23 protein-coding genes and 1 tRNA gene are annotated in these 24,008 nt (G+C 43.4%); 19 read left to right on the forward strand and 5 right to left on the reverse strand.

Going from position 1 to position 24,008, the window contains the following annotated elements:
- On the reverse strand, positions 1-426 hold a 426-nt coding region (locus tag LRM47_RS00005), incomplete at its 3' end, for an ABC transporter ATP-binding protein (protein ID WP_243822328.1).
- A gap of 78 nt (positions 427-504) precedes the next feature.
- Here LRM47_RS00005 and LRM47_RS00010 point away from each other — a divergent pair.
- Together LRM47_RS00010 and LRM47_RS00015 are read left to right on the forward strand one after the other, a co-directional pair.
- Positions 505-594, forward strand: a tRNA-Ser gene (locus LRM47_RS00010).
- Between the two features lie 21 nt (positions 595-615).
- On the forward strand, positions 616-1,689 hold the full coding sequence (locus tag LRM47_RS00015) for a hypothetical protein (RefSeq protein WP_243816661.1): 1,074 nt from the start codon (positions 616-618) through the stop codon (positions 1,687-1,689).
- A gap of 4 nt (positions 1,690-1,693) precedes the next feature.
- On the opposite strand, the gene LRM47_RS00020 is transcribed toward LRM47_RS00015, so the two are convergent.
- The gene (locus LRM47_RS00020) at positions 1,694-2,932 is read right to left on the reverse strand and encodes a bifunctional folylpolyglutamate synthase/dihydrofolate synthase (protein ID WP_243816660.1); all 1,239 of its coding nucleotides are present in this window, start codon (positions 2,930-2,932) and stop codon (positions 1,694-1,696) included.
- 198 nt (positions 2,933-3,130) lie between these two features.
- Here LRM47_RS00020 and LRM47_RS00025 point away from each other — a divergent pair, with 198 nt between their 5' ends.
- The 8 genes from LRM47_RS00025 (at position 3,131) to LRM47_RS00060 (ending at position 10,658) form a co-directional block, all read left to right on the forward strand.
- Positions 3,131-5,533 carry a ribonucleoside-diphosphate reductase subunit alpha gene (locus LRM47_RS00025; protein WP_243822329.1) on the forward strand — a complete coding sequence of 801 codons (2,403 nt, stop codon included), beginning with the start codon at positions 3,131-3,133 and terminating at the stop codon, positions 5,531-5,533.
- A 13-nt stretch (positions 5,534-5,546) separates the two neighbouring features.
- Positions 5,547-6,524 carry a ribonucleotide-diphosphate reductase subunit beta gene (locus LRM47_RS00030; RefSeq protein ID WP_039327939.1) on the forward strand — a complete coding sequence of 326 codons (978 nt, stop codon included), beginning with the start codon at positions 5,547-5,549 and terminating at the stop codon, positions 6,522-6,524.
- A gap of 14 nt (positions 6,525-6,538) precedes the next feature.
- Positions 6,539-6,934, forward strand: coding sequence for a pyridoxamine 5'-phosphate oxidase family protein (locus LRM47_RS00035; RefSeq protein WP_243822330.1), 396 nt, complete (start codon positions 6,539-6,541; stop codon positions 6,932-6,934).
- A 57-nt stretch (positions 6,935-6,991) separates the two neighbouring features.
- Positions 6,992-7,165 (forward strand): hypothetical protein, encoded by a 174-nt coding sequence (locus tag LRM47_RS00040; protein WP_165000010.1) that lies wholly within the window; start codon positions 6,992-6,994, stop codon positions 7,163-7,165.
- 61 nt (positions 7,166-7,226) lie between these two features.
- Positions 7,227-8,264, forward strand: coding sequence for a hypothetical protein (locus tag LRM47_RS00045; protein ID WP_243822331.1), 1,038 nt, complete (start codon positions 7,227-7,229; stop codon positions 8,262-8,264).
- Between the two features lie 86 nt (positions 8,265-8,350).
- The gene (locus tag LRM47_RS00050) at positions 8,351-8,509 is read left to right on the forward strand and encodes a hypothetical protein (protein ID WP_165000039.1); all 159 of its coding nucleotides are present in this window, start codon (positions 8,351-8,353) and stop codon (positions 8,507-8,509) included.
- Positions 8,510-8,554: 45 nt separating this feature from the next.
- A complete protein-coding gene (gene argS, locus LRM47_RS00055; protein ID WP_129632080.1) occupies positions 8,555-10,186 on the forward strand; it encodes an arginine--tRNA ligase in 1,632 nt (543 codons plus the stop codon).
- A gap of 34 nt (positions 10,187-10,220) precedes the next feature.
- Positions 10,221-10,658: an MscL family protein gene (locus LRM47_RS00060; RefSeq protein WP_243822332.1), complete on the forward strand. Its 438-nt coding sequence runs from the start codon at positions 10,221-10,223 to the stop codon at positions 10,656-10,658.
- A gap of 4 nt (positions 10,659-10,662) precedes the next feature.
- On the opposite strand, the gene pyrH is transcribed toward LRM47_RS00060, so the two are convergent.
- Positions 10,663-11,367, reverse strand: a complete 705-nt coding sequence (gene pyrH / locus LRM47_RS00065) for a UMP kinase (protein ID WP_243822333.1) — start codon at positions 11,365-11,367, stop codon at positions 10,663-10,665.
- A 194-nt stretch (positions 11,368-11,561) separates the two neighbouring features.
- On the opposite strand from pyrH, the gene LRM47_RS00070 reads away from it, so the two are divergent.
- From LRM47_RS00070 to LRM47_RS00085, 4 genes are all read left to right on the forward strand, one after another.
- The gene (locus LRM47_RS00070) at positions 11,562-14,108 is read left to right on the forward strand and encodes a helicase-related protein (RefSeq protein ID WP_243822334.1); all 2,547 of its coding nucleotides are present in this window, start codon (positions 11,562-11,564) and stop codon (positions 14,106-14,108) included.
- Positions 14,109-14,244: 136 nt separating this feature from the next.
- Positions 14,245-15,321 carry a hypothetical protein gene (locus tag LRM47_RS00075; RefSeq protein ID WP_243822335.1) on the forward strand — a complete coding sequence of 359 codons (1,077 nt, stop codon included), beginning with the start codon at positions 14,245-14,247 and terminating at the stop codon, positions 15,319-15,321.
- Positions 15,322-15,333: 12 nt separating this feature from the next.
- Positions 15,334-15,885 (forward strand): oligoribonuclease, encoded by a 552-nt coding sequence (gene orn / locus LRM47_RS00080; protein WP_243822336.1) that lies wholly within the window; start codon positions 15,334-15,336, stop codon positions 15,883-15,885.
- On the forward strand, positions 15,882-16,220 hold the full coding sequence (locus LRM47_RS00085) for an MmcQ/YjbR family DNA-binding protein (protein ID WP_243822337.1): 339 nt from the start codon (positions 15,882-15,884) through the stop codon (positions 16,218-16,220). The genes orn and LRM47_RS00085 overlap by 4 nt, the downstream gene beginning before the upstream one ends.
- Here the strand turns inward: LRM47_RS00085 and LRM47_RS00090 are convergent.
- Positions 16,217-16,828 carry a hypothetical protein gene (locus LRM47_RS00090; RefSeq protein WP_243822338.1) on the reverse strand — a complete coding sequence of 204 codons (612 nt, stop codon included), beginning with the start codon at positions 16,826-16,828 and terminating at the stop codon, positions 16,217-16,219. The genes LRM47_RS00085 and LRM47_RS00090 overlap by 4 nt on opposite strands.
- 53 nt (positions 16,829-16,881) lie before the next feature.
- On the opposite strand from LRM47_RS00090, the gene dnaG reads away from it, so the two are divergent.
- Positions 16,882-18,615 carry a DNA primase gene (gene dnaG, locus LRM47_RS00095; RefSeq protein WP_243822339.1) on the forward strand — a complete coding sequence of 578 codons (1,734 nt, stop codon included), beginning with the start codon at positions 16,882-16,884 and terminating at the stop codon, positions 18,613-18,615.
- An 8-nt stretch (positions 18,616-18,623) separates the two neighbouring features.
- Entirely contained in the window at positions 18,624-19,574 is a 951-nt protein-coding gene (gene rpoD / locus LRM47_RS00100; protein WP_488192372.1) for an RNA polymerase sigma factor RpoD, read from the forward strand.
- On the opposite strand, the gene LRM47_RS00105 is transcribed toward rpoD, so the two are convergent.
- Entirely contained in the window at positions 19,575-20,162 is a 588-nt protein-coding gene (locus tag LRM47_RS00105; protein ID WP_129744938.1) for an AAA family ATPase, read from the reverse strand. It abuts the gene before it with no gap.
- Here LRM47_RS00105 and LRM47_RS00110 point away from each other — a divergent pair.
- Genes LRM47_RS00110 through LRM47_RS00120 form a run of 3 tightly spaced genes read left to right on the forward strand, consistent with a single transcriptional unit; the run spans position 20,150 to position 23,999 of the window.
- A complete protein-coding gene (locus LRM47_RS00110) occupies positions 20,150-20,776 on the forward strand; it encodes a hypothetical protein (RefSeq protein WP_243822340.1) in 627 nt (208 codons plus the stop codon). The two genes, LRM47_RS00105 and LRM47_RS00110, sit on opposite strands and share 13 nt — an antisense overlap.
- Before the next feature lie 16 nt (positions 20,777-20,792).
- On the forward strand, positions 20,793-23,330 hold the full coding sequence (polA, locus tag LRM47_RS00115) for a DNA polymerase I (RefSeq protein ID WP_243822341.1): 2,538 nt from the start codon (positions 20,793-20,795) through the stop codon (positions 23,328-23,330).
- A gap of 21 nt (positions 23,331-23,351) precedes the next feature.
- Complete coding sequence (locus LRM47_RS00120) at positions 23,352-23,999, forward strand: hypothetical protein (RefSeq protein WP_243822342.1); 648 nt, start codon at positions 23,352-23,354, stop codon at positions 23,997-23,999.
- Positions 24,000-24,008: the final 9 nt, after the last annotated feature.

Consider the following 24,008-nt stretch of genomic DNA (forward strand, 5'->3'; position numbering starts at 1 on the left):
TTCGCGCTGTCCCAGATGAAAAGTTTTTAGAATGCGGCTAGCTTCTTGGAGTCGTTTGACTTTCCCAAGCCCTTTATACGTTAACGGCAACGCTACGTTTTCAATTACAGTCAGGCGAGGAATAAGATTGAAATTCTGAAAAACGAAGCCGATGTGCTTGGAGCGAATTTTGGCGCGTCGTCGTGAGCTGAGATTATCGACAGCAACATCGTCCAGATAGTATTCACCTTCTGATGGCTGGTCTAATAGTCCAAGGGTGTTTAATAAAGTAGTTTTTCCGCAACCACTTGGGCCCATAATAGCAATAAATTCGCCCTTTTTAACGGTTAAATCGACGTTATCTAAGGCACGAATCTCAGCATCACCAAAGCCAAATTTTTTGGTGACATTAACAAGCCTAATGCGTGGTGGAATAGTTTCTTTCATCTTTGACTTATTATAGAGAATGAACATCAGTAAGTGCAACCATAAGGGGCAATAAAGTTGTGGTATAATTATCAACAAGGAAGGGTGCAGGAGTGGTTGAACTGGCACGCCTGGAACGCGTGTAACGGAGCAATCTGTTCGAGGGTTCGAATCCCTCTCCTTCCGCCAAGAGATATTTGAGGGGGTATTATGGAAATATACGAGCATCATACAGAAAAGCGTATAGAACCAAGAGAACATTATACGTACTTAATCAATATTTTGATAGACGCATATAATGCTGGTAAGTTACCAGAGATAAAAGATATTATTATCGAACCTGAATATGGGTATGTGGCGTCAATTGAGTATAATTCTGGAGAACACAGAGTTTTATATGGACATGATCCTGGGTTTAATTCAGGAAGTGCAGAGCAATTAGCTAATGATAAGGGGTATACAAAGTTTTTGCTTAGAGAAAATGGCATAAATTGTGCAAGAGGTTCTGAATTTCTTTTACCTTGGTGGGCGGATATGCTGCGTCAATCAGACCGTCAGCAGTTTAATCACTCTATGCGTGACACAAAAGAAGCCCTTGGCTATATTGATAAATCTTTAGGATTTCCTGTCTATGTTAAACCTAGCAGAGGTTCTCAAGGAGTTGGTGTAGCTAGAGTTGAAACCGCCGAAGAACTTGATAAGCTTCTTAATCAGTATAACGAGGAACGTGTTAAAGTAGCTGTCATTGAAGAAGAATTAAAAATGCCTGACTATCGCATATTGGTTTTTGATGATGAGGTAGTTAATGCCTATGAGAGACGACCTTTTTCTGTTGAGGGTGATGGAGTAAGTAATTTAGAACAGCTAATTGATTTGAAACATAAGACCTTAGTAGATTCTGGTAGAGATATACATTTTGAAAGGCAGCTACCTATAATTATGAATAAATTAGGGAAAATGGGTCTGTCTATGACCGATATTATACCGGAAGGCGCAGATGTTCGTTTGATGGATATATCAAATTTATCAGCAGGAGGAACGCCAGTTGATGTCGGTGAAGTTATGCATCAGCGGTGGCGAGATCTAGCTGTCAGGGTGGCAAGAATCTTTGATTTACGAATATGTGGGGTTGATTTGGCGTGTAAGGATATTACGCAATCAGATAGCGAATACGGCGTAATAGAGGTAAACGCAACGCCTGGTGCCAAACAATTTATGGCAAGCGGTGCGGCTCAGCAGGAAAAGCTAGAAGATGTTTTTGTTAAATTCTTCCGAACATTATAATGATCTACCTTGCCGCAAATTCACTCACCAAATAAAACGACCCGGTAACAACGACGTACGTATCAAGCTGTTGGGCTTTCTTGATGGCTTTTGTGAGAGCTCTGTCTGGATTGTATTCAATCTCGACTGCAGATTTCATAACACGGCGGATGGCTTCTGGCGGTACGTTGCGGTGGTTTTTACCGTAATCGGTACTGAACGTGGTGGCGTAAGTCAGCTGTGCCAAGTTGTCAATCATGGAGAGTGATTTCGCCAACGACAACTGCTTATTCTGCCCGAATGCTGCCACGAAAACAGGCTTTTTCTCTGGATATATTTTTCGTAATGAATCAATCAAGGCGCGGATTTTCTGGGGATTATGCGCAACATCAAATATGATGTCAACTCCATCAACATTGTGCTTCTCTAACCGTCCGGGAATAGTGATATGTACAGATTTTTTCAGAGCCTCTTTTGGCAGAGGCGGCTTTTTATCTAGCGCCAGCAGCTTTTCAACGGCGCGGTACGCCAATGTCCAATTCCGCTGCTGAAAATCCGGCAGTATTTTCAGAAAATCGTCAATAATTGGCGAAGCAATAGAGAACTGTGAGTGCTGTGACTCTGCATGTTGCCGAATAATCGTTTCAATTTCAGAAGTTTGTCGGTTCATCACGACTGAATCGCTTTGATGGATAATACCAGCTTTTTCTTGGGCGATCTCTGTCAGAGTATTGCCTAATAATTCCGTATGGTCTAGTCCGATATCAGTGATGACGCGTACAGTTGGCGAACGGAAAATCACGTTGGTTGTATCTAGCCGACCGCCAATCCCAACCTCAATTATGATATAATCAACGTCTATTTTCTTAAATAGCCAAAAACTAAAAATCGTCAAAAATTCAAAATACGATAGATGCAGGTTGTGTACTGTGTAAAGATTGGCAAACGCTTGAAAATAATGCAAATATTCTTGTTTAGGCAGCGGCTGCCCGTTGATAAGCGAGCGCTCGGCGACGCTGGCAATATGCGGCGACACTAATGTACCGGTGGTATAACCAGCCCGGTTCAGTAAACTGGTAGCATAATAAGCAGTCGAACCCTTGCCGGAGGTGCCAGCGATGTGGATGGCGGGAATTTGATTTTGCGGACTACCAAGGGTTTCCAAAATGTGCGCTACATATACCAGCCGATTATGTTTTTCGGGCGGATGGGTGATTAACTCGTCCAAAAAATAAGTGGCGTCGCGCATTGAGACAAATTTCATACCGTATCTGATTATAGCAAAAATAGGTTGTAATTTTTACTAAATAGCTTGCAAAACACTAGATATAGCGGCTATAGTTATTATTGTACGCTATATATATAGCGAGCCCATAAATAAACAAAAACACAAGCTACGAAGATAAGCCACCAGATGAGGTGTTGGTGGTTTGTTTTTAAGAGGGGAAATTAAGGAGGGTATGTGAAAGAAATTAACGTAGTCAAACGCGACGGAACGAAAGAGCCGTTTGATGCTAATAAAATTAACACGGCTATTTTAAAAGCGTGCGAAGGTTTGCCGGACCAAATTTCTAAAGTTGTTCAAGTTGCGACTGAATTGCAATTGACATTATTTGATGGAATTACGACCGAGCAATTGGACGAGGCTGTCATTCAAACAGTTTTGCAAAACGTTAAGGACGACCCAGATTACGATAAAATCGCGGCACGATTATTACTGAAAACTGTCTATAAGCAGATTTTGGGCGATTATGAAACGGCGGAAGAATTGAAAAAGCTTCATGCGCGCGAATTTCCGAAGTTCGTTAAGGCGGCGGTAAAAGAAGGTTTGCTAGATAAGCGCATGGCCGACGGTCGATTTGATTTGAAAAAGCTGGCGGCGGAACTTGATCCAGCGCGTGATGATTTGAGTAAATATTTGGGTGTGGTTACCAATAAAAACCGCTACGCTCTTCGTAAGCAAAACGGTTCACCAATTGAAACACCTCAGTTTACGCACATGCGTATTGCTATGGGACTTAGTTATAACGAATCTGACCCAACAACTGCGGCGATTGAGTTTTATAATCACATGAGTAATTTGGAGTACGTTCCGGGTGGCTCAACGCGAGTTAATGCTGGCGGCTCGTTTCCACAACTCAGTAACTGCTTTTTGCTTAATGTCGATGATGATATGGAGTCAATTGCTAAGGCTGTTCGCGACACAATGTGGATTGCTAAAGGTACGGGCGGAATTGGCATTGGCTTTACAAAGTTACGTGCGGCAGGTAGTCCAGTTAAAACCACCAACACTGAATCGACTGGACCAATTCCATTTATGAAGATGATTGATACGGCGCTTTTTGCGGTTTCTCGTAAGGGGAAGAAGGCTGGTGCGGCTGCAATTTACATGGAAAACTGGCACCTGAATTTTGATCAATTTGTCGATCTTCGTCAAAACTCTGGCGATCCATATCTAAGAACCAGATTTGCAAATACCGCGGTATTTATCTCTGACGAATTTATGAAGCGAGTAGAAAAAGATCAAGATTGGTATTTGTTTGATCCAGCGGAAACTCCAGATTTGACGGAATTATATGGCGAGACGTTTTCGGCGCGATATAAAGAATATATCAAGATGGCGGAAGCTGGGAAGTTGCGAACATTTGATAAAGTTCCAGCTCGTCAGCAATTCAAGCGCATTTTGACCAGCTTACAGGCGACATCACATCCGTGGCTGACTTGGAAAGATACGATTAACGTGCGAGCATTAAATAACAATACGGGTACGATTCACCTCAGTAACTTGTGCACGGAAATTACATTGCCGCAGGATAAAAACAACATTGCGACGTGTAATTTGGTGAGTATTAATTTGTCGGCATTTCTTGGTGAGGATAAGACCTGGGATTGGGATAGATTGAAAGAGGCGGCCCGTGCGGCGGTGCGACAATTGGACAATTTGTGCGACATCACTCAAACGCCAATTCCAGAAGCGATGCATTCGAATCAGCAAACTCGAGCGATTGGCCTCGGGATTATGGGTCTTTCTGACGTGTTGGAGAAGTTGGGCTATTGTTATGAATCGAAAGAAGCGTACGATTTGGTTGATCAATTGACGGAGTTCATTAGCTATCACGCCATTGATCAATCGGCTGATTTGGCAGAAAAATTGGGCAGCTATCCAACATTCGCGGGCAGTGGTTGGAGCAAGGGAACCCTTCCAATTGATACGGTTGATAAGCTGTCGAAAGATCGCGGCGTGAAGGTGAAAATAGACCAAAAGACGCGACTGGACTGGGATAGCTTGCGAAAGAAAGTGAAGAAGGGAATGCGAAATGCGACTCTTATGGCAATTGCGCCGACGGCTAACATTGGTCACGTGGCGGGAACGACTCCTGGAATTGATCCGCAATTTGCGCAGATTTTCAGTCGCTCGACTTTGAACGGTAAGTTTTTGGAAGTGAACCATAATTTAGTTCGCGATTTGAAGAAGCTTGGTTTGTGGGACAATTTGAAAGATGAGATTTTTGCGGCGCAAGGCGATATTCAAGATATTGACGGTATTCCTCAGAATATCAAGGATGTTTATAAAACAAGTTTTCAGCTCAGTCCGTACGCGTTTATTGAGGTGGCGGCTAGGGCTCAGAAATGGGTCGATCAGGCGATTTCTCGAAATATGTACCTGGAGACGCGAGATATTGATGAATATGTGAAGATTTATTCGGAAGCGTGGAAGCGTGGCTTGAAGACGACATATTATCTACACGTTAAGCCGCGTCATCAGTCGGAGCAAACGACGGTTTCAGTTGATAAAATTGCAGAACAAAAAGTCCGCACAAATAGTAAAGTGCGCGGATTTGGATTTGCGAAAATTAATAAATAAGGAGGAAATTAAGATGGGAATTTTAGGTTCAGGATTACGCGATGGATTATCACTTCACCCAATTCGTTACCCTTGGGCGTATGATCTTTATAATCAAGCAGTGGCTAACACGTGGTTTCCAAACGAAGTCCAATTAGTTCAGGATTTGGCAGATTTTGAAAAATTGTCTGACGATGAAAAACACGCATTGAAAACAGTTATTAGCTATTTGAACCCAAACGAGTTATTGATCAATAAATCATTGGCGTTTGGTATTTATCCATACGTGAACGCGGCGGAAGCTCAACTATATTTGTCAAAACAGATGTGGGAAGAAGCTAATCACTTCATGACGTTTGAATACATTATTGAGACATTTCCGTTTGATCGCGAGGAGATTTACGCTGCGGGATTTGGTAAAAAATCATTGGCTGATAAGGCTGACTTCCAGAATAAGCATTTGGACGTGATGCTTGATCCGAATTTGGATATTTATTCTCTGGAAGGCAAGAAGGACTTTGTTAGGTCTTTGGTGGCATATAACATCGTGCTGGAGGGAATTTGGTTCTATTCAGGCTTTATGGTCGGCATGAGCTTCCGTCAGCGTAATTTGTTGCGCAATGTTGGCTCGCTGCTAGACTGGATTACTCGCGACGAAAATCTTCACTTGACGTTTGGTATCAATTTGCTTTTGACAATTTTGGACGAAAATCCAGAATTGCAAACACAGGAATTCGCAGAAGAAATCCGCGGCTTGATTTTGCAGGCGGTGGAGCTTGAGAAGGCTTACAATAAGGATATGTTGCCAAAGGGAATTTTGGGATTGAATGCTGATTATGTGAACCAATACGTTATGCATATGACTGACCGTCGCTTGCAAGAATTAGGTTTTGAGCCTGAATATAACGTGCCAAATCCAGCCAAATGGATGGCAGCTGCCAATGATACTCTGGAATTGGTGAATTTCTTTGAAAGCACAAACACTAGTTACGAAGTTAATACCACGAAGTAATGGGAGTTGATGATATGAACGAATTAGCGAAAGAAATATTAGATACAGTCGAAGTTGGTGTGTTGGCAACGGTGAATGTTGATAGAACGCCTCTGGTAACGCCGCTGCACTTTGCGCGTTTTGGTAATTCGATAATTTGGATATCAGAGCCGACTGCGCGCCATTCAGAAAATGCGTTTCGAAACGGTAAGGCGGAATTTGTGGTTTGGGATGATAAAAAGCGAGCAGTTTTCTTAAAAACTAACGTGACTGAACTCCCAGAATCTGAGAAAGAGGCGGCAATGGCGGCTTATAAAGAGAAGTTGGCTGATTTTATGCCACGTTGCCAAAATCCGCAAATATACGTTGCGCCAATTGGTGAACTTGATGAAAAAACTACAACGGGCAATTGGCTGCATTTTATTGCATAAGCACTATATCTAGCGTAAAATTAGTTAAGTAACTACTAAATATAGGGGAAAATGAAAATGAACGCAAATCAGATTATTACTGATGACATGACTTTGGAAGAAAAATTGAGTGCCATTGACGCAGCTCTTAAAGCGGCGCAAGAAGCGGCTGATGATCAAGCAAAGTCGAATGGCACTGTTGCGGCACCAGTTGACCCAGCAAGTTTGACTATTTGTGACGGTTGCGAATAGAGTTTCGAGCAGCGTTTACTATTGACAACATAGCCAATTATGTTGTATAATTAAGAGTATCATGAAAACAATTGAGACTTTTTCAGGATCTGAGGCTATGAAAGAAACTGAGCCACAGAGAGAGGGTTTTTCTCTGTCGGTTGCGCTTGGTTCTCTTAAGAAATGGGTGTGCGGTAAACGAGAAAAGCACAGCAAACCTTTTGGACTAACTAACAATTCGGCGGTAGAAAAACTTGAGGCAGCTGGAGAAGAGTTGGGACTGCCAGAAACAGACGTTCGGCTTTCCTCTGGACTTAAGCTACTAATGGGCTTAATGCATGGCAAAAAGGAAGTTGAAATAATTGGCGAAGATATCTTAATTGAAGCCGCTAAAAGGGTTAAAGAAGAAGGTAAAGGAAGTGTTATAGCGCCAACGCATTTCAATGGAGAGGATGTTCCTACGGCTAGTTATTTGGCGTCTTTGTTGAACAAAATTAATATTGGCGTAGCGTCGACTAATAGAGATTGGATTAAGAAGGGCGTTGGCGGAATCAACCTAGAGGCTATACAGTATCTTGCGTTTGGCGCTAAAAACTTTTTTGGTGTGCCATATGAATGGGTAGATAAAAAGAGTAAAAAACCAGTTCACTTTTCAACAGACCATTACGAAGAAGCGGTTAAGTTTGTTGAGGATGGTGGGTCTTTGGTTTTGGCTGGATATTCAGCGGATGACTCAGTAGGCTCAAAGCCTCGCAGTGAAATGGGCTCTGCAGCGATTCATACGGCATTGAAATCTGGCGCAGACTTGATATTTGTTTACGTATCGTCAGAGGACAAGAAACTTACTATTAGAATCATGAAAGATGAAGACAGTATGTTTGCGGCGTTTAGCAATTCATACAGGAAGGCGCTAAAGATGAAGGACTCTGATGTATCCGATCGTTTATTATCTGAAGCGATTGACGAAAAGCCGCAACCAAAGATGGAGGATTCTGATGCATCCGAGCGTTTATTATCGTGTTTATTGTCGTCATGTAAAGAGTACTTAAAAGACAGCGAAATAGGTAGGGTTATAGCAGAAGAATATAAGCGCCGATCGGACAAAAATAAAGCCAAGTAAGTGGTCGCAAGGTTCTAGTTATTGACAAAATAAAAATAATGTGATATCATTTTACTGTATAAAAAATTAAAACAAAAAGGAATAAAATGGCTGAAGAAAAAGATATTCACGGACTTACCGAAGGTGTATTGAGTCGAGACGATATGTCGGCGTTGACATATGTGTTGCAACACGTTAAGGGTGCCAGTCCTAGTTCGGCGACAAAATTAAGCCTGGAACTGGAAGAACTTGACGAAACAGCGTAGGGATTTAGCTAGATAATAATCCACCTCTGTTGTATACTGGACAGTATGGAACAGATTATTTCTCAAGTAGTGAAGCAACTTTTTGATCAAGATATATCGGTACAATTGACGCGTCCTGATCCGAAGTTTGGTGACTTTGCTACAAATGTGGCATTGCAATTGGCTAAGCCACTGGGGAAGAATCCGCGCGAAATTGCGGAGATGATTGCTGAGAATCTGCGTAAAGAAGAAGAGTTTAGTGAAGTAAGCGTGGCTGGTCCAGGTTTTATCAATGTAAAACTGAGCGATCAATCCGTTCTAAATTCTTTGAAAAAAGAGCCAACAACGAAGCGCGCTGGTCAGACGGTTGTAATTGAAACCAATTGCCCGAATCCATTTAAGGCTATGCACATCGGACACGCTTTGAATGCGATTTTGGCAGACACGATGGCTAATTTGTTGGCGGTTGATGGCGCAATTGTACATCGAGTGAGTTATCACGGTGATGTCGGAACGCATGTCGGTAAAAGTATGTGGGCGATTTTGCGTGAGATTGACGGCGATGTAAATAAATTGAACGAAATCCCAGCTGATAAGCGAAATGAATTTATGAGTCGCATGTACGTTGAAGGTGCGCGTGCGGCGAAAGAATCTCCAGAGGCAAAGGCGGAAATTGATGAACTAGCTAAGCAATCATTCGTTCTGGATGATCCGCTATATAAACAAGTTTACGAAATCTGTAAAAGTTGGAGTTTTGACGAAATCGATTCTAATGTTGGGCGACTTGGAAACGTGCCGATTGAGCGACGTTACGTTGAGAGCGAAACTGAAGAATTGGGAAAATCTCTGATTAAAGAGAAAACTCCAGAGGTGTTTACCAAATCTGACGGTGCATATGTCTTTAAGGGCAGCAAATACGGCGCATTCGACAACGTGTTTATTGGATCTCATGGCAATGGTCTTTATGGGGCGCATGATATGGGATTGATTCAGTTGAAGTATAAGGACTACCCGAATCTGGACTTGTCAATTACAGTAAACGGCGAAGAACAAGCGGCATACTTCCGTGGCGTGATTGCGGCTAGTGAATTGTCGATTCCAGCCTTGAAAGGAAAATTGTTCAATTACGCAACTGGCTTGGTTAAATTGACGACTGGAAAAATGAGTTCGCGAACAGGTGAGGTTGTTACAATTGGCTGGCTGTTCGATGAGTTTAAGAAGGCAATTGAAAATGCTGGCGGTGAACCAACTGACGATGTGATCGCTGGCGCGCTTCGTTATCAATTCTTGAAAGTGAAGATCGGCGGCGACGTCATATTTGATATTAATGACGCGGTAAGTTTGACGGGAAATACGGGAAGCTACTTGCAATACGCCCATGCCCGAGCGCGAGGTATTTTAGCTAAATCCGATAAAGAAATTGCCTTTCCAACAGAGTTGTTTGACGAGGATAAAATGCTGGTCAGAAAATTGAGTGAGTACGTGGATGTGGTTGATCGTGCTAAGGAAAGTTTGGAGCCTCATCATATCTGTACATATTTGTTTGAATTGGCGCAGGAATTTAATCGTTACTACGAGAAAAATCAGGTTATTGGTAGCGACAAAGAGGCACATCGTGTAGGAATCGTGGCAATTTATGCCGACATTCTTAAGGCTGGACTGGCTATTTTGGGAATCGTGGCACCAAATAAGATATAATATCCAATAATAAATAATAAAAGGAGAATTTATTATGACAAAACCTAGTGTTGATAAATCGGCTAAAAAATTGACCCCTAAGAGCATTAAAGCTGCTAAAAAAATTGCCGCCATCAAAGAAAAGAAAATTGTAAGTGCAGCTATAAAAGACACTCATATGGGTGGGTTTGTAAACTTTATCCGTGAACAGGGTGTTGTTGGTTTGGCCGTAGGTTTGGCAATCGGTACTGCAGCTGGCGATACGGTTAAAAAGTTGGTGACGGCATTTATTGATCCGTTAGTACAGTTGATTGTTGGCTCTCAACAAGGATTGCAATCAGCTTCATTCACGGTTGAAATTGCTGGACGTAGGGGTGAGTTTTTATACGGCGCGTTCGTTAGCTCGTTAATTACGTTGATAGCCGTTGCATTTGTTGTATATGCAATTGTTCACTTCTTGAAACTCGATAAATTAGACAAGAAAAAGGACTAAGCACTTAACTAATAAGTGTACCTACCGATTCTCTGCGGGTTGCGCGGAGAATATTTCCGTCTGTAAGCAAATCACAAATTACAACTGGAATGTGTTCGTCCATGGCTAGTCCAATTGCCGCCTTATCCATAACGGCAATGTTAGGATTTGTTAGGGCTTCTTGGTAAGATAAATGATCAATTTTTACGGCGTCAGGGAATTTCATGGGATCTTTATCATAAACTCCGTCGACTTTCGTTGTTTTAACCACGGCATCACACTGCATTTCCAGTGCTAGATTTAACGCTGCGGTATCAGTAGTCAGGAATGGTCTGCCAGTGCCGCAAGCCACGATTACGATGCGGTTTTTCTTAATATGGCTAATGGCGCGTCGGAAAGTATAGTGGTCGATAAATTGATTGACTTCGACTGTGGACAATGCGCGAGTTGGCAGCCCCGCGTCATTCAATACGTCAGCCAGCGCAATGGCATTCATAAGTGTAGAAAGCATCCCGATGTTATGAGCAGAAACAGGTTGAATTCCTTGACCGATGATTTGATTGCCGCGAACGTAATTGCCGCCGCCAACCATAATTACAATCTCAGCTCCGTCGTCCATAGCTGGTCGAATTTGTTCAGCAATCCAGCGAGCGCGTTTTGGGTCAAAGCCGCTGGCGAATTCGCCTTGAAGTTGTTCACCTGATAATTTGAGTAGGATGCGTTTTGTCATGACACCAGTGTATCATAGCGCGCTTGAAAGTAACATAAATGCAAAAGGGAGGCGGCAGTGTAATACGAATTGCGATTTGCTATACAAATATTCGTTTTTTAAGTTAGACAAACTAGACAAGAAAAAGCTAAGACGCTTACGTTTGCTATTTTACTTTCTCCTATCTACAATGTGAGTATAAAGGAGAGAGTAGTGTGAAAGATGGAGTTCGGCGTCCGAGCTATTTACGTAGATCGCAAGAACCTAGCAGTAGTCATTTATTGAGTCGAAATATTGAAAGACCCAGTCAACCGTCGTATAGTTATGGTGAACCGCCCGAACAGAGGCGACAGCGTTTAAAAGAATTGCGGGAACGGTACAGTAAACTACCGGAAACTCCTTTTGCTGACTATGATCTTGGTGACAAAAAACTACCTGCATATAAGCACAAAGCAGAGATATTAGACACATTATCGGAAAGTAAAATATCCTGGCTGTGCGGACCGACGGGTAGTGGTAAAACGACACAAACCGCTCAGTATGCACTGGAGCGGTTTGATCGTGTCGTGGTGTTGATGCCGCGGCGGGTTATCGTCGATAATGTTACTGAATATGTCGAGAAGAGTTTGCGTGAACAGCTTGGCGAACAATATCCTAATCACTTGGTGGGCAAGATTCACGGACGTGCCACTGAAGCGACGCCGGACACTAGGCTCTGTTTCATGACTCCAGCAACGTTTACGAAAAAGCTGGAACAATTTTCTAGCGACTGGCAGGACGAGAAGACGCTTATCCTGGTTGATGAAATACATGAAGCCAATTTGGAGATGGAATTTGCTACCGCTCTGGCGGCAAAATCGATAGAGAATACCGGCAAATGGCATATGGCTTTTTCTAGTGCCACGCCTGATACAGAAGTTTCTCAGGCGATGTACGAAGATATTAATGGGTCAGAACTACCAGTCGTAACCATTAAGGGTCGGCCGCATGATATTGATATTGAAGAAGATAAGGTGAATACCGCATCCGAAGCCTACCTTGAATATGGTAAGGACTCGAAAAAATCACTAATCTTTGTTGAAGGCGTGAGGAGTATTGATGAGACCATTGCGTCAATCAAACGTCATACTCTCCATCAATCCGGGAAAATACGATTTTTCAAACTACATTCTGGCATATCAGAAGCTGCGCGCCGAGAGATTTTTACTGCCAAACCAGCAGAAGATGAGTCGTTTGTCATCGTTTCGACCTCGGCTGGACAGTCTGGAATCACTATCCCTGAGGTTGATTTGGTGCTATCGAATGGACTGACGAAGAGTAAGGAGATTGGCGAAGAAGGTGCAGAAGGGCTACCGCCTCGATTGTGTACTCAAGCAGAGCTGATGCAGCAGGCGGGGCGGGGCGGTCGTGATATTGATGGCGCTAAGTTTGTATTGGCCCGTCCGATATCTTACGATAAGATTTATTTGCCAGATGAGCTGAAAGGATTTTATGATATTGCGTCCCGTGAACAGCATATTCCACCGGAGATATATCACACGAATATTGTGCGCAACGTTTTGTCGGCTATCCATCTGAATGGTGATTTTGAGGATCTGAACCGATACCTGATGCATCCTGTTGCTAGTAAAAAAGTTATTCAAGAGTCGTACGATTTGCTGGAAACCCTGGAAGCAATTGATGGAGAGGGGCAGATCACAAAAATTGGTGAGTTTATGGATAATTTGCCATTGTCACCAGAGTTGTCTCGGGCATTAGCAGAAATGATTAAGAATGGGGGAAGCTTACGTGAAGTGTTGGCATTATCGGCCATGGCAGCCTCCGTCTCGGGTGGTGGCTTTGCCGCCTGGCATCAACCAAAGGAATTGTTCCAGGAATTTGTCAGCCCCGATACAACAGATGACTTTTTTGCCGAATACGATGCTTTTTTGAAAACCAGAGAGATTTATGACGGCTGTCGTACTGACAATGACGTCTACCTGACTAATGGTATTGATCCCAATAAGGCGGATAATATTCACTATCAATTTAGTAAAATATGTCGGCGCCTGTCGGTTAATCCAAACGATATCGACATGGGTGAACTAAACAGCGAGGAAAAACACAATATATCGGTGGCTTTGGTGCGCGGGTTTCAGGAATTATTGTATGCCAAAACTGGTAGTCGGCGCATTGGACGAACAATGGTTAATCAATACAAGAATGTTCATACTGGCGAACGTGGTATTTCTGAGTATGAAATTAGTTCGCACAGCTTAGTGCGACGTATGGGCTCGGAGGCGTTGAAGTTGGCCCTGGCTTTACCGTGGTGGTATGATGCGCGTGATGGTCGTCGATACACACTCAACACAATTTTACCAGTAACCAAGAATCAAGTTGCTCAAGCCTTGAGTAGCAGCGCTGTGTCTGAATCCCTTGGTGATAGAGTTGCTCCTAATGGTGACTTGGTTCGTGTGACGCGGCCGAAAGTCGGCTCGCTGATACTCGGTCCAGAGCGGCAGCAAAAAATCCCCGCCATAACAGATGAGCAAATCGCGCTGATAGTGGACGCAATGAAAAACAAGGCTAATAAACAAGTAAGAGTATTGTTTGATTTACAACATCAGCGAGTTATCACCAAGGGTCAATTGCATCAGGTCCTAGACGGGTCTGCGGTAAATAGTCACAATGTCCATGAGGCGGAGGCTAAGATTTGGGCTGAAGTGCAGAATGTGTTAACGAGCGAGCAGCAAGAAGCTTTTTATGGTCAGATAAACAGATAACGAGTGTATAATAGATAGTATGAGTAAGGCGAAAAAATATTATGGATCGACCTGGAGATGACTGGACTAGATCCAGTGCGTGATGAGAGGACTTCTTTGATTGACTTTTTAAATCGTTTATGTTATAATAGCGAGCATGGAAAAATTAAGCCCGACTCCGAGTGATATAGAGGCGAAGATGCATCAACCTTGCGCCTTGCAAGTGCTTGATAGCGGCGAGCGCTGCGTAGAATTTGGAGGAATTAGCTGCCAGCTGAAATATTATGATTGCGAGCAGCCTGGCAACCCGGAAGCTCGCTGCAATGAAATATATGAATATAAATTACCTGCCGATGCTATTAAGCGGGCTAATTTGGGTTTTGGTCTAGACGAACTACCGCCATTTATTGGTGTAAAGGGTGGGGCGGCTCGTCAGGTTTTGGAGTCTCTAGTTCATAGCGACCGTCAGTTACCGCCTCCTCGCGATGTCGATTTGGTAATTTTAGAAGAAGTTATTGCTGGTGGCGATTATGATCCAGATGAGATTCGGGCGGTAGCGAGCGATCTTTCAATGCGTTTTTCGCCACGTGATGCAATGAATGGCTATGGCGCGGAGTCTGTACAATCTACTGCCGAGTTTATGAGGCGGCATGATTTTACAATCAATCAAGTGCTCATACACAAGAACAACGGTGCTTGGAGGCTATTGGCTAGCACTCAAGCAGTGTTGGATACTGCTGAGCATATTATTAGACCGACAGTTTTTGAACACGACATTGATTATGGCTATCGAATTGGCAATAAATTAGCCCTCAAGGCAGTGAGGCTTCTGTCTGATATGCAAGTTCAGGGGATTGACTATGCAACCATCAAGAGTGTTCAATTGCCAGATGATATTTATGGTGATCCAAGGGGTGATTATTTCATGCAAGCGCTACAGCTAGGTAAGGCGTTAGAAGTCAGCGACGAATTGGCCGAACGCTATGTGGAAAATCTAAAGTTTTATGGAATGATACCATATGGTTGTGAAGATATGAGTGCTATTGAGATGTATTATTATCTAGTGAATGAGACGGATTTTGTCCCGTCTGATGGCGTGCTTGAATCCCTTCGGACTGAAAGAGAAAATCGCCTGAAGCTTGGTGGTGCGGCAAAGTTTGATGACGTTGTTGAAAGGCTATTAAGACAGGTGCCAGAGCGGTTTTCTCGAGATTACTACGATGCCAAAAAGTAGTATAATAAAGATATGAAAGCAAGTTTTAAGCCGAAAAAGATTTTGTGGGTGGATTTGGAGATGACTGGACTAAATCCAGTGCGTGATGAGATTTTGGAAGTGGCGGCAATTGTGACGGATTGGAATTTTAAGGAAATTGCGACGTACGAAGGAATTGTGCGCCACGATTCGGAAAAGCTGGCTAAGTTGTTGGACCGAAATGCTGGTTTTTGGAATGAGCATCCGGAAGCGCGACGCGGGCTGGAGGAGCAGAATGAATCGGGCAAGCCTTTGGCGGAAATAGAACGCGAATTGTTGGCGTTTTGCGATGAGCATTTTGCGGGTGAAACGAAGATTTTGTTAGCGGGCAATTCAATCCATCAGGATCGTCGATTTATTGACCAATGGTGGCCGACGTTGTCAAAAAAACTACATTATCGTGTGTTGGATGTGAGTGCATGGAAGGTGGTGTTTGAAGGTAAATACGGTAAGAGATTCGCCAAGCCAGAAGATCATCGAGCACTGGAAGATATCCGCGGCAGTATTATGGAACTTGAATATTATTTGAAAAAGGTAAAGGTATGACACATAAACAATTTGAAGAATTTATCCTGAGTTTGCCGGGCGTATGGCTGGATTATCCATTTGGCGAGGATGTTGCGGTATATAAGTTTGGTAAAGATAATGACGGTGCAGGGAAAATGGTGGCGTTGGTGAGGGAAGGCTCAAAGCCGCTCAGAGTAAGCCTAAAATGCGATCCGTTGTTGGCGCAGAATTTACGAGAAAAATACGAAACGGTTTTACCAGGCTATCACTTGAACAAGAAACATTGGAATACAATTATTTGTTCGGGTCAATTGACTGACGAAGAGGTCTTTGATTTGGCTAGGTTGAGCTATCGATTAGTCTCGGAAGCCTAATCTGCCTTAATAATTTGATTGATCTGCTTCTGAATATTCTCTAAATCGCCAGCAGTTTTTACTAGCCATTCGCGCATCTTTTTTGACTTGGTGGACTTGTATACCTTTTTCATCATGTTGATTGTATCTGTTATTTGCACATTCATCTCATGAGCATAGGTAATATCCAATTGCGTGTTCAGAAGAGCTTCGTCCAATTTTTTCTCTAATTTTTCCGACGGATCTAAGGCGAGGATGTCTTTCTGTTTTTCCTTATAATTGACGCCGGTTGCTTGAAGCGCTTCGCCCATTGAGGTATTCGCAGTGGTCAGCACTGCAACCAGAGAACTATTGGTGGTTTGTAAACTGGTCGAGCGGAATTTATTATTGTATTTTTTGGAAATAGTGAGCAGTTTATTAACGCGCGCCGCAACTTGTGACGGGTTGGCGTTTGGCATGGAATCTTGTGAAAAAACAAATATCGCAATCAGGGTTATCAAGCCGATAAAACTCAAAATAGCGATGATGATTTTGGTTTTTTTATCAAAACCTTCCGCTGGCGGAGGTGTGGCAATTTGATTCAGATAATCGATACCTTGAGGTTGGTTGTTCAAATTGTCAGGATACATATTTCTATTTAACCACAAACAATAACAGAGGTAAAGAGTGATATAATAAAAATATGAATGATGCCAAAGAAGAAGTGCGGGCGCGACTGAACATCGAGGATGTGATTGGTGAGTATATTCAGTTGAAGCGAGCGGGGCGCAACTTGAAGGGTTTAAGTCCGTTTACCGACGAGCGAACCCCAAGCTTTATGGTTAGCCCAGAAAAGCAGATTTGGCACGATTTTTCTTCTGGAAAAGGTGGCGATATTTTTACGTTTGTGATGATGGTGGAAGGAATGGATTTTCGTCAATCGCTGGAACATTTGGCTCGGAAGGCGGGCGTTGATCTGACTTTGTTTTCTAACGGCGACGGACGAACAGCCAAGCGCCGCGCCAGGGCTAGGGAAGCTCTTAAATTAGCAGCTAATTTTTATCAGCAGAATTTGGTAAAAAATTCGACAGCGTTAAATTATGTGGTTAAAAAACGGCGATTAAATCGTCAGACGATTGGTGATTTTTTGATTGGCTATGCGCCGGAGAATGGCGACACATTGACGAAAGCGTTGGAAAAAAGAGGATTTTCTAGGCAGGAATTGGCGGACGCTGGCTTGTCGAATCGGTTTGGTGGCGATTTATTCCGCGGGCGAATGATGGTGGCTTTGAGCGATGGTAATGGCGAAGTTGTGGGATTTACGGGCAGGATTATTCGTGACGATCCGCGCGCGCCAAAATATCTGAACACGCCACAAACGCTGTTATTCGATAAGTCACGACATATTTTTGGTTTGCATCAAGCCAAGGAGGCGATTCGAAAAAGCGATGTGGCGGTGATTGTTGAGGGCAATCTGGATGTAATTAGCAGTCATCAAGCGGGCGTCAAAAACGTAGTTGCGACCTCTGGTACAGCGATGACGACGCAACATTTGAAGTCGCTTAGTCGATTGGCGGGGCGGATTCGCTTGGCGTTTGATGGCGATCAAGCGGGAGTTAATGCAACGGAACGCGCTATCAATTTGGCGCAGGAAGTCGGCGTGGAGCTGGAGGTCGTGAGTTTGCCTGATGGCGTCAAAGATCCAGACGAATTGATCCAAAAAGATTCAGCGCTTTGGCAAGCGGCGATTGACCAATCTCAGCCAGCGGTGGATTGGGTGATTGCCAGATACGCGGAAATGGAGAATTTGAAGTCGGCGGAAGGCAAGCGGCGATTTTCGACTATTGCGTTGAGGATTGTCCGAGGTTTGAAAGATCCGGTGGAACAAGAGCATTATTTGTCAGTGATTTCTGAAAAAACTGGCGCGTCAATTACCGCGCTGAAGGCGAAATTGTCGAATGAAAAAGTTGCTGAACATCAATTGAAAAAGGCAAAAATTGAGAAAGAAAAACCGACTCCGGTTCAGGATGAAACTGAGGATATGCTGGCGGGGTTGGCAGCGAGTGAAAAATCTGTGCGGCGTTGGTTGGCGGCGGTTTCTGGCGAAATGTTGGATGATGACAACGCACGGCAATTGATTGGTTATTTGCGGAAGAACCCCGACGCGGATTTGGGCGAGGTTCCGCTGGACTTGCAAAAAATCGAACAGTATGTGAAAATAGTACAGTTGAAAAGTGAAAGTCGTTACGCCAATTGGGAGCAAAAAAGCTTGGACGAAGAGATGGCTCGGCTAGTCAGACAGATAACAATCAAACATCGCGAAAACAAAAAGAATCAATTATTAACGCAGCTTAGAGAGGCCGAGGCGTCGGGCGATGAGGTTTTGTCTCAGAATTTGCGCCAGAGCTTAAATAATCTGATTAAGGAGAAAATGTGAGCGACGATATCACGACGAAGCCAATAAACTTAAATGAAGATGATGATTTTGATCCAACGCTTATAGACGAAGAAGAATCGGAAGACTTGGATTCGTTGACAACTGGGCAATATTTGGACGACGTGTCGGATGACTCGGTCAGGCTGTACCTGCGGGAAATTGGTAAAATCCCACTACTTAGCGCTGAAGAGGAAATGGACTTGGCGCGCCGAATTGTTGAAGGCGATAAAAAGGCTAAGGACAAGATGGCTGAGGCGAATATGCGTTTGGTGGTGTCAATTGCTAAGCGTTATTCTGGTCGCGGTTTGGACTTTTTGGATCTGATTCAAGAAGGAAATACTGGACTTTTACGTGCGGTTGAGAAGTTTGATCCAGATAAGGGGTTTAAGTTTTCGACTTATGCAACTTGGTGGATTCGTCAGGCAATTACGCGTGCGATTGCTGATCAGGCGCGAACGATTCGTATTCCAGTTCACATGGTGGAAACGATCAATAAATTGCTGCGTACTCAGCGACGAATGACACAGGAATTGAACCGTGAGCCGACAATTGAAGAATTGTCTAAAGAATTGGACATGGAGCCAGAGAAAATTGAATACGTCATTAAGATTAAGCAGGATATTTCTTCTTTGGATGCTGGTGTTGGTCGTGATGGTGAAGATGATGATTCTGTATTGCAAGATTTTATCGTTGACGAAGATACGGTTTCACCGGAAGATTCCGCTTCAAATCAATTATTAAAAGAGCAAGTTCAGGAAATTCTATCAAGTTTGAGTGATCGCGAGCAGAAAATTGTTCGAATGCGTTTTGGCTTGGATAATGGGAAAAATCACACTTTGGAAGAGGTTGGTCAGGAATTTGCGGTTACGCGTGAGCGAATCCGCCAGATTGAAGCTAAGGCACTAGCAAAACTTCGCAAACACAAAGATGCGAAAAAACTTTACGAATATCTGGACTAATTAACACTGTTCGGGCGATTTACAAAAATGGGCGTCGTGGGTTGCGGCGTCTATTTTTTGATGTAATTGCTCGAGACTGCCGTCGTTAATGATGAAATAATCAGCAATAGCAATTGGACCACCTTTTTCCAAATTTTCGATTTCTGACCAGTCGCGCTGATCAACTTCGTGCGGTTGCATTGGGCGCTCTATGCGCTTAGCCATTCGTTGATAACGGAGGTATTTTGGTGTAACAATAGCAATAACGACAACTTGTCCAGGGAATTCGTGCTTAAGGAATTTATATTCGCTCCAAGTGTATAATCCATCCAAAACGATTTTATTTTGCCCAGCGTTTATTAAATCGTGGATGTTTTTTATGACGCGTTTGATTACAAAATCTTTGCCCTCACGGCGACGAATTTCTTCGCGGAATTGCTGTTGATTGTCCCAAGTTTTTTCAATTCCAGCCTCGTCCATGGCTTTATAAATAACGCCACCGAAGTAAATTTTTGGAAATCCTTTTTCTGTCAAATATTCGACAGCCGAACTTTTGCCGCTGCCCGCCAATCCAACCAGGGCGATAATTTTTGCATATGGTTGTGTCATGTACTAATTTTAACAATTTGTTGACATTCTTCCAAATAGAGAGTATGTTTGTGATAAGTATTATGGAAACGCTTCATGGACGTGCTGAAGAGTTACCTCAGAATTCTCCTTCTGACCTTGATATTAAGGGTCAAGAAAATCTGACAGAGAACTATAAGATAATGGCTCAGATTGAAGAGCTGGAGTCGAAATTTGATCATAATCCAGACGGTAGCGAGAAATGGCAGAGGCTTATTAGCGAGCCTATAGAGGATCAATATGGGCAGATTTGGATGATTTGGAAAAATCCTGCCGCTTCATCATCTAGTCCGAAAGATCGATACCAAATATATAAGATACCCAAGGATGAAGATGAGTTTAGATATGCTTTCATAAAAGAGCTTGAGGTTGATCGTTACCCTGGACACCACAAAACCTCTTACGAGTTTTTTGTTGGACCAGATGACGGTAGAGATGAGACTATAACCGTGTTCTTTAATGACGATGGAGTGATTGAGTATGTTCATTGTTATAGCTATCCGGAGGAGCGTAAGAGGTTATATGAGAAGCACGAAAGAGCCCAGAAGAAACTTGCTGAAGCGTCAATAATCGATTCTCTAACGACAGCCGCTTAAATGCTACAATAGAACTATGAAGCGTCTAGTGGTTATTGATGGAAAGTCGGTGTTTTACCGAGGTTATTATGCCATGCCAGGATTGTCGATGGCTGACGGAACTCCGACTGGCGGAGTGTACGGATTTGTAAGTTTGGCAATTGAGCTAATTAAGAAATTGGATCCGGATTATGTGGCGGTAGCTTGGGATAAACGAGGCACGAACATTCGCAAGCGGCGGGAATTGTATCCAGAATATAAAGCTGGTCGCAAGCCAGCGCCAGATGATTTTTATCAGCAAATCCCGATTTTACACGAACTGCTTGATGCGTTTGGCTGGCCGCTTTATGAAATTGATGATTACGAGGCGGACGATATTATGGGCGCGTTTGCCAGGCAAGCGGAATCTCACGGAATTGAAACGTGCTTGATAACGTCGGACTTGGACGCATTGCAATTGATATCACCGATGACCAAAGTTTACGCCATGAAAAATGGCTTAAGGAATATCGAGGAATTCACGGCGGAACATTTTGAAGAAAAATATGGAATTCGGACAGAACAATTCTTAGATTTGAAAGCACTAAAGGGTGATTCAAGTGACAATTTGCCGGGAGTGCCGGGAATTGGTGAGAAAACAGCGGTGAAATTATTGCAAGAATATGAAACATTAGACGGAGTTTACAAGCATCTGGACGAGCAAAAAGGAGCTTTGCGAACGAAGTTGGAAAATGGTCGTGAGTCGGCATATTTGACCAAGCAAGTGGCGGAAATTTGGACGGACGCGCCGATTGAGCTGGATTGGGATGTGGCGGATGTTAATGATTGCGATTTTGTGCGAGTAACGGAAATTCTGCAGAAGTTGGAGTTTAATTCGCTAATTGGACGATTGCCAAAAACAATGCAAATGGCAGAAAATGAGAAAAAAGAAGAACCGAAGTTGGATGTTCCACGAATTGAAAAATTACCCGATATGCCGATGTTTGAGGCGGAAAATATAATATATATCGATTCGTCGGAGCCTGACGTAATTTACATAAGCTCGAACCCTGAGTCAGCGTGGACGGCGAAAATTGATGAAATTAGTCAATCTATGTGGCAATTATTGGCGCAGGGAATTGTGGTCGCGGCGGATGTTAAGCAGTTGTATCATGCGCTGGATAATCATGGCGTGGCGGTGCGTTTTCATGAGGTTTGGGACGTTGGGCAGGCGGCGTTTTTGATTGATCCGCTGAAGCGTGATCGTAGCTTGAATGCGCTGTCTGGTGATTTTTCTGACGACAATTCCGTGTCTTATCAATTGGCTCGCTTGCATAAAATTTATCGTGAACAAAAAGTTTACATGTCGAACAATTCGCAAATTGCGCGTGTAGCTTACGAGTTTGATTTTCCAGTAATTTGGGCGCTATTCCAGATGGAAAAACGTGGGATGAAGTTGGATGATACGCTATTAAAACAGATGGGCGATGAGCTGGCGGCGGAAGTTCGTGAGCTTGAACAACAAATGTATTCCATGGCTGGATACGAGTTTAACGCGTCTAGTCCAGCGCAACTTTCTGAGGTTTTGTTTACTAAATTGCAATTACCAACTGCGGGCATAAAAAAGGGTAAAACTGGATATTCAACAGGCCAGAAAGAGTTGGATAAATTACGAGGGCAGCATCCGATTATTGAGTTGATTGAGCGATATCGAGAATTGACCAAATTGATCAGCACGTACATTGAGGCGCTACCAAAGTTGATGGCGACTGATGGGCGAATTCACACTACACTCAACCAGGACGTAACCAGCACGGGGCGGCTGAGCAGTACAAATCCGAATTTACAGAATATTCCAGTGCGAACTGAACTGGGTAGAAAAATTCGCCAGGCGTTTGTTCCGAGTGACGGCAAAGTTTTTGTTGGTGCAGATTATTCGCAATTTGAGTTGAGGCTGGCGGCTGTGTTGGCGGGCGACGAGAAGTTGATTGAAGACTTTAATAGCGATGTTGATATTCATGCAAAAACGGCGGCGGAAACATACGGAATATCAATTGACGAAGTGATCAAATCTCAGCGTCGAGCAGCAAAAGTGATCAATTTTGGTGTACTTTACGGAATGAGCCCGCACGGTTTGGCGGCGGCTACGGGAATGTCATTTACAGAGGCGAAAAAGTTTATTGATCATTATTTTGAGGTGCGAAAGCCGATTCGTCAGTATTTGGATAAAATTCTAACTCAAGCGCGGGAACAGGGTTTTGTTGAAACGTATTTTGGCAGGCGACGACCAACGCCTGATGTAAAATCGAGCAATTTTATGGTGCGATCTTCGGCGGAAAGGGCTGCGATGAATATGCCAATTCAAGGCACGGAAGCGGATTTGATGAAATTGGCAATGATTCGGCTGGAGGACAAGTTGTCGGGCTTGGCTGACGCAATTCTACAAGTTCACGATTCGATTTTGGTGGAATGTAAGCCTGAAGACGTCCAGAAAGTTAGCGAGATTATGAAAGCGGAAATGGAAGGCGTTTGTCCAGAATTGCCGATTAAATTGAAAGTAGATGTCGGTACGGGCGCAAATTGGGGTGAAGTGTAGAAAATATGGTATAATTACGCCATGAAATACACTCAACGACGAAATTCATTTTCTCGATTTGTACCAATTTTGCTGGTTATTATTATCACGGTTGTGGCAGTAGCGGCGGTTATTGCGATTGGTCGAGCATTATTTGGCAAAAACGATTCAGGTCAAACAACGGATCAGAATGTTAACGTAGGGCAAGTTGCTTTGTTGTCGACGGACGTGGGAAGTGCGGTTCGATTGACGGTGCGTGGACCGATTGTAGCGAACGAGAATTTCCGCTCATATAGCATCACTATTTCGCCAGAATCTCGCGAGATGACAACGTACGAGGGATATTTGGATAAGCCGATTGCAGAGAAAAAATTGGACAATAACAGCAGGGCTTATACGGAGCTGGTTTATGCGCTTGATAAGCGAAAAATGATGGAAGGTACGCCGCTAACTGAGCAGCAAAACGATTTGCGGGGAATTTGTGCTAGCGGTAAAATTTACAAATTCGAAACTTTGAAGGACAATTCCGTTGTGAAGAGTTTGTGGACATCGGATTGTAGCGGTTCTAAAGGCTCGGCACAAGCTAACGTGAACGAGATTTTGGATATGTTTTTGAAGCAAATTCCTGACGGCAAGAAAATGGCGGCTGGAATTGGCCTAAGTCAAGAAGAAGCTTTGTTTAAGCTGTAGGACTTGCCG

It is taken from the genome of Candidatus Nanosynbacter sp. TM7-076 (assembly GCF_022828325.1).
Classification (GTDB): Bacteria; Patescibacteriota; Saccharimonadia; order Saccharimonadales; family Saccharimonadaceae; genus Nanosynbacter.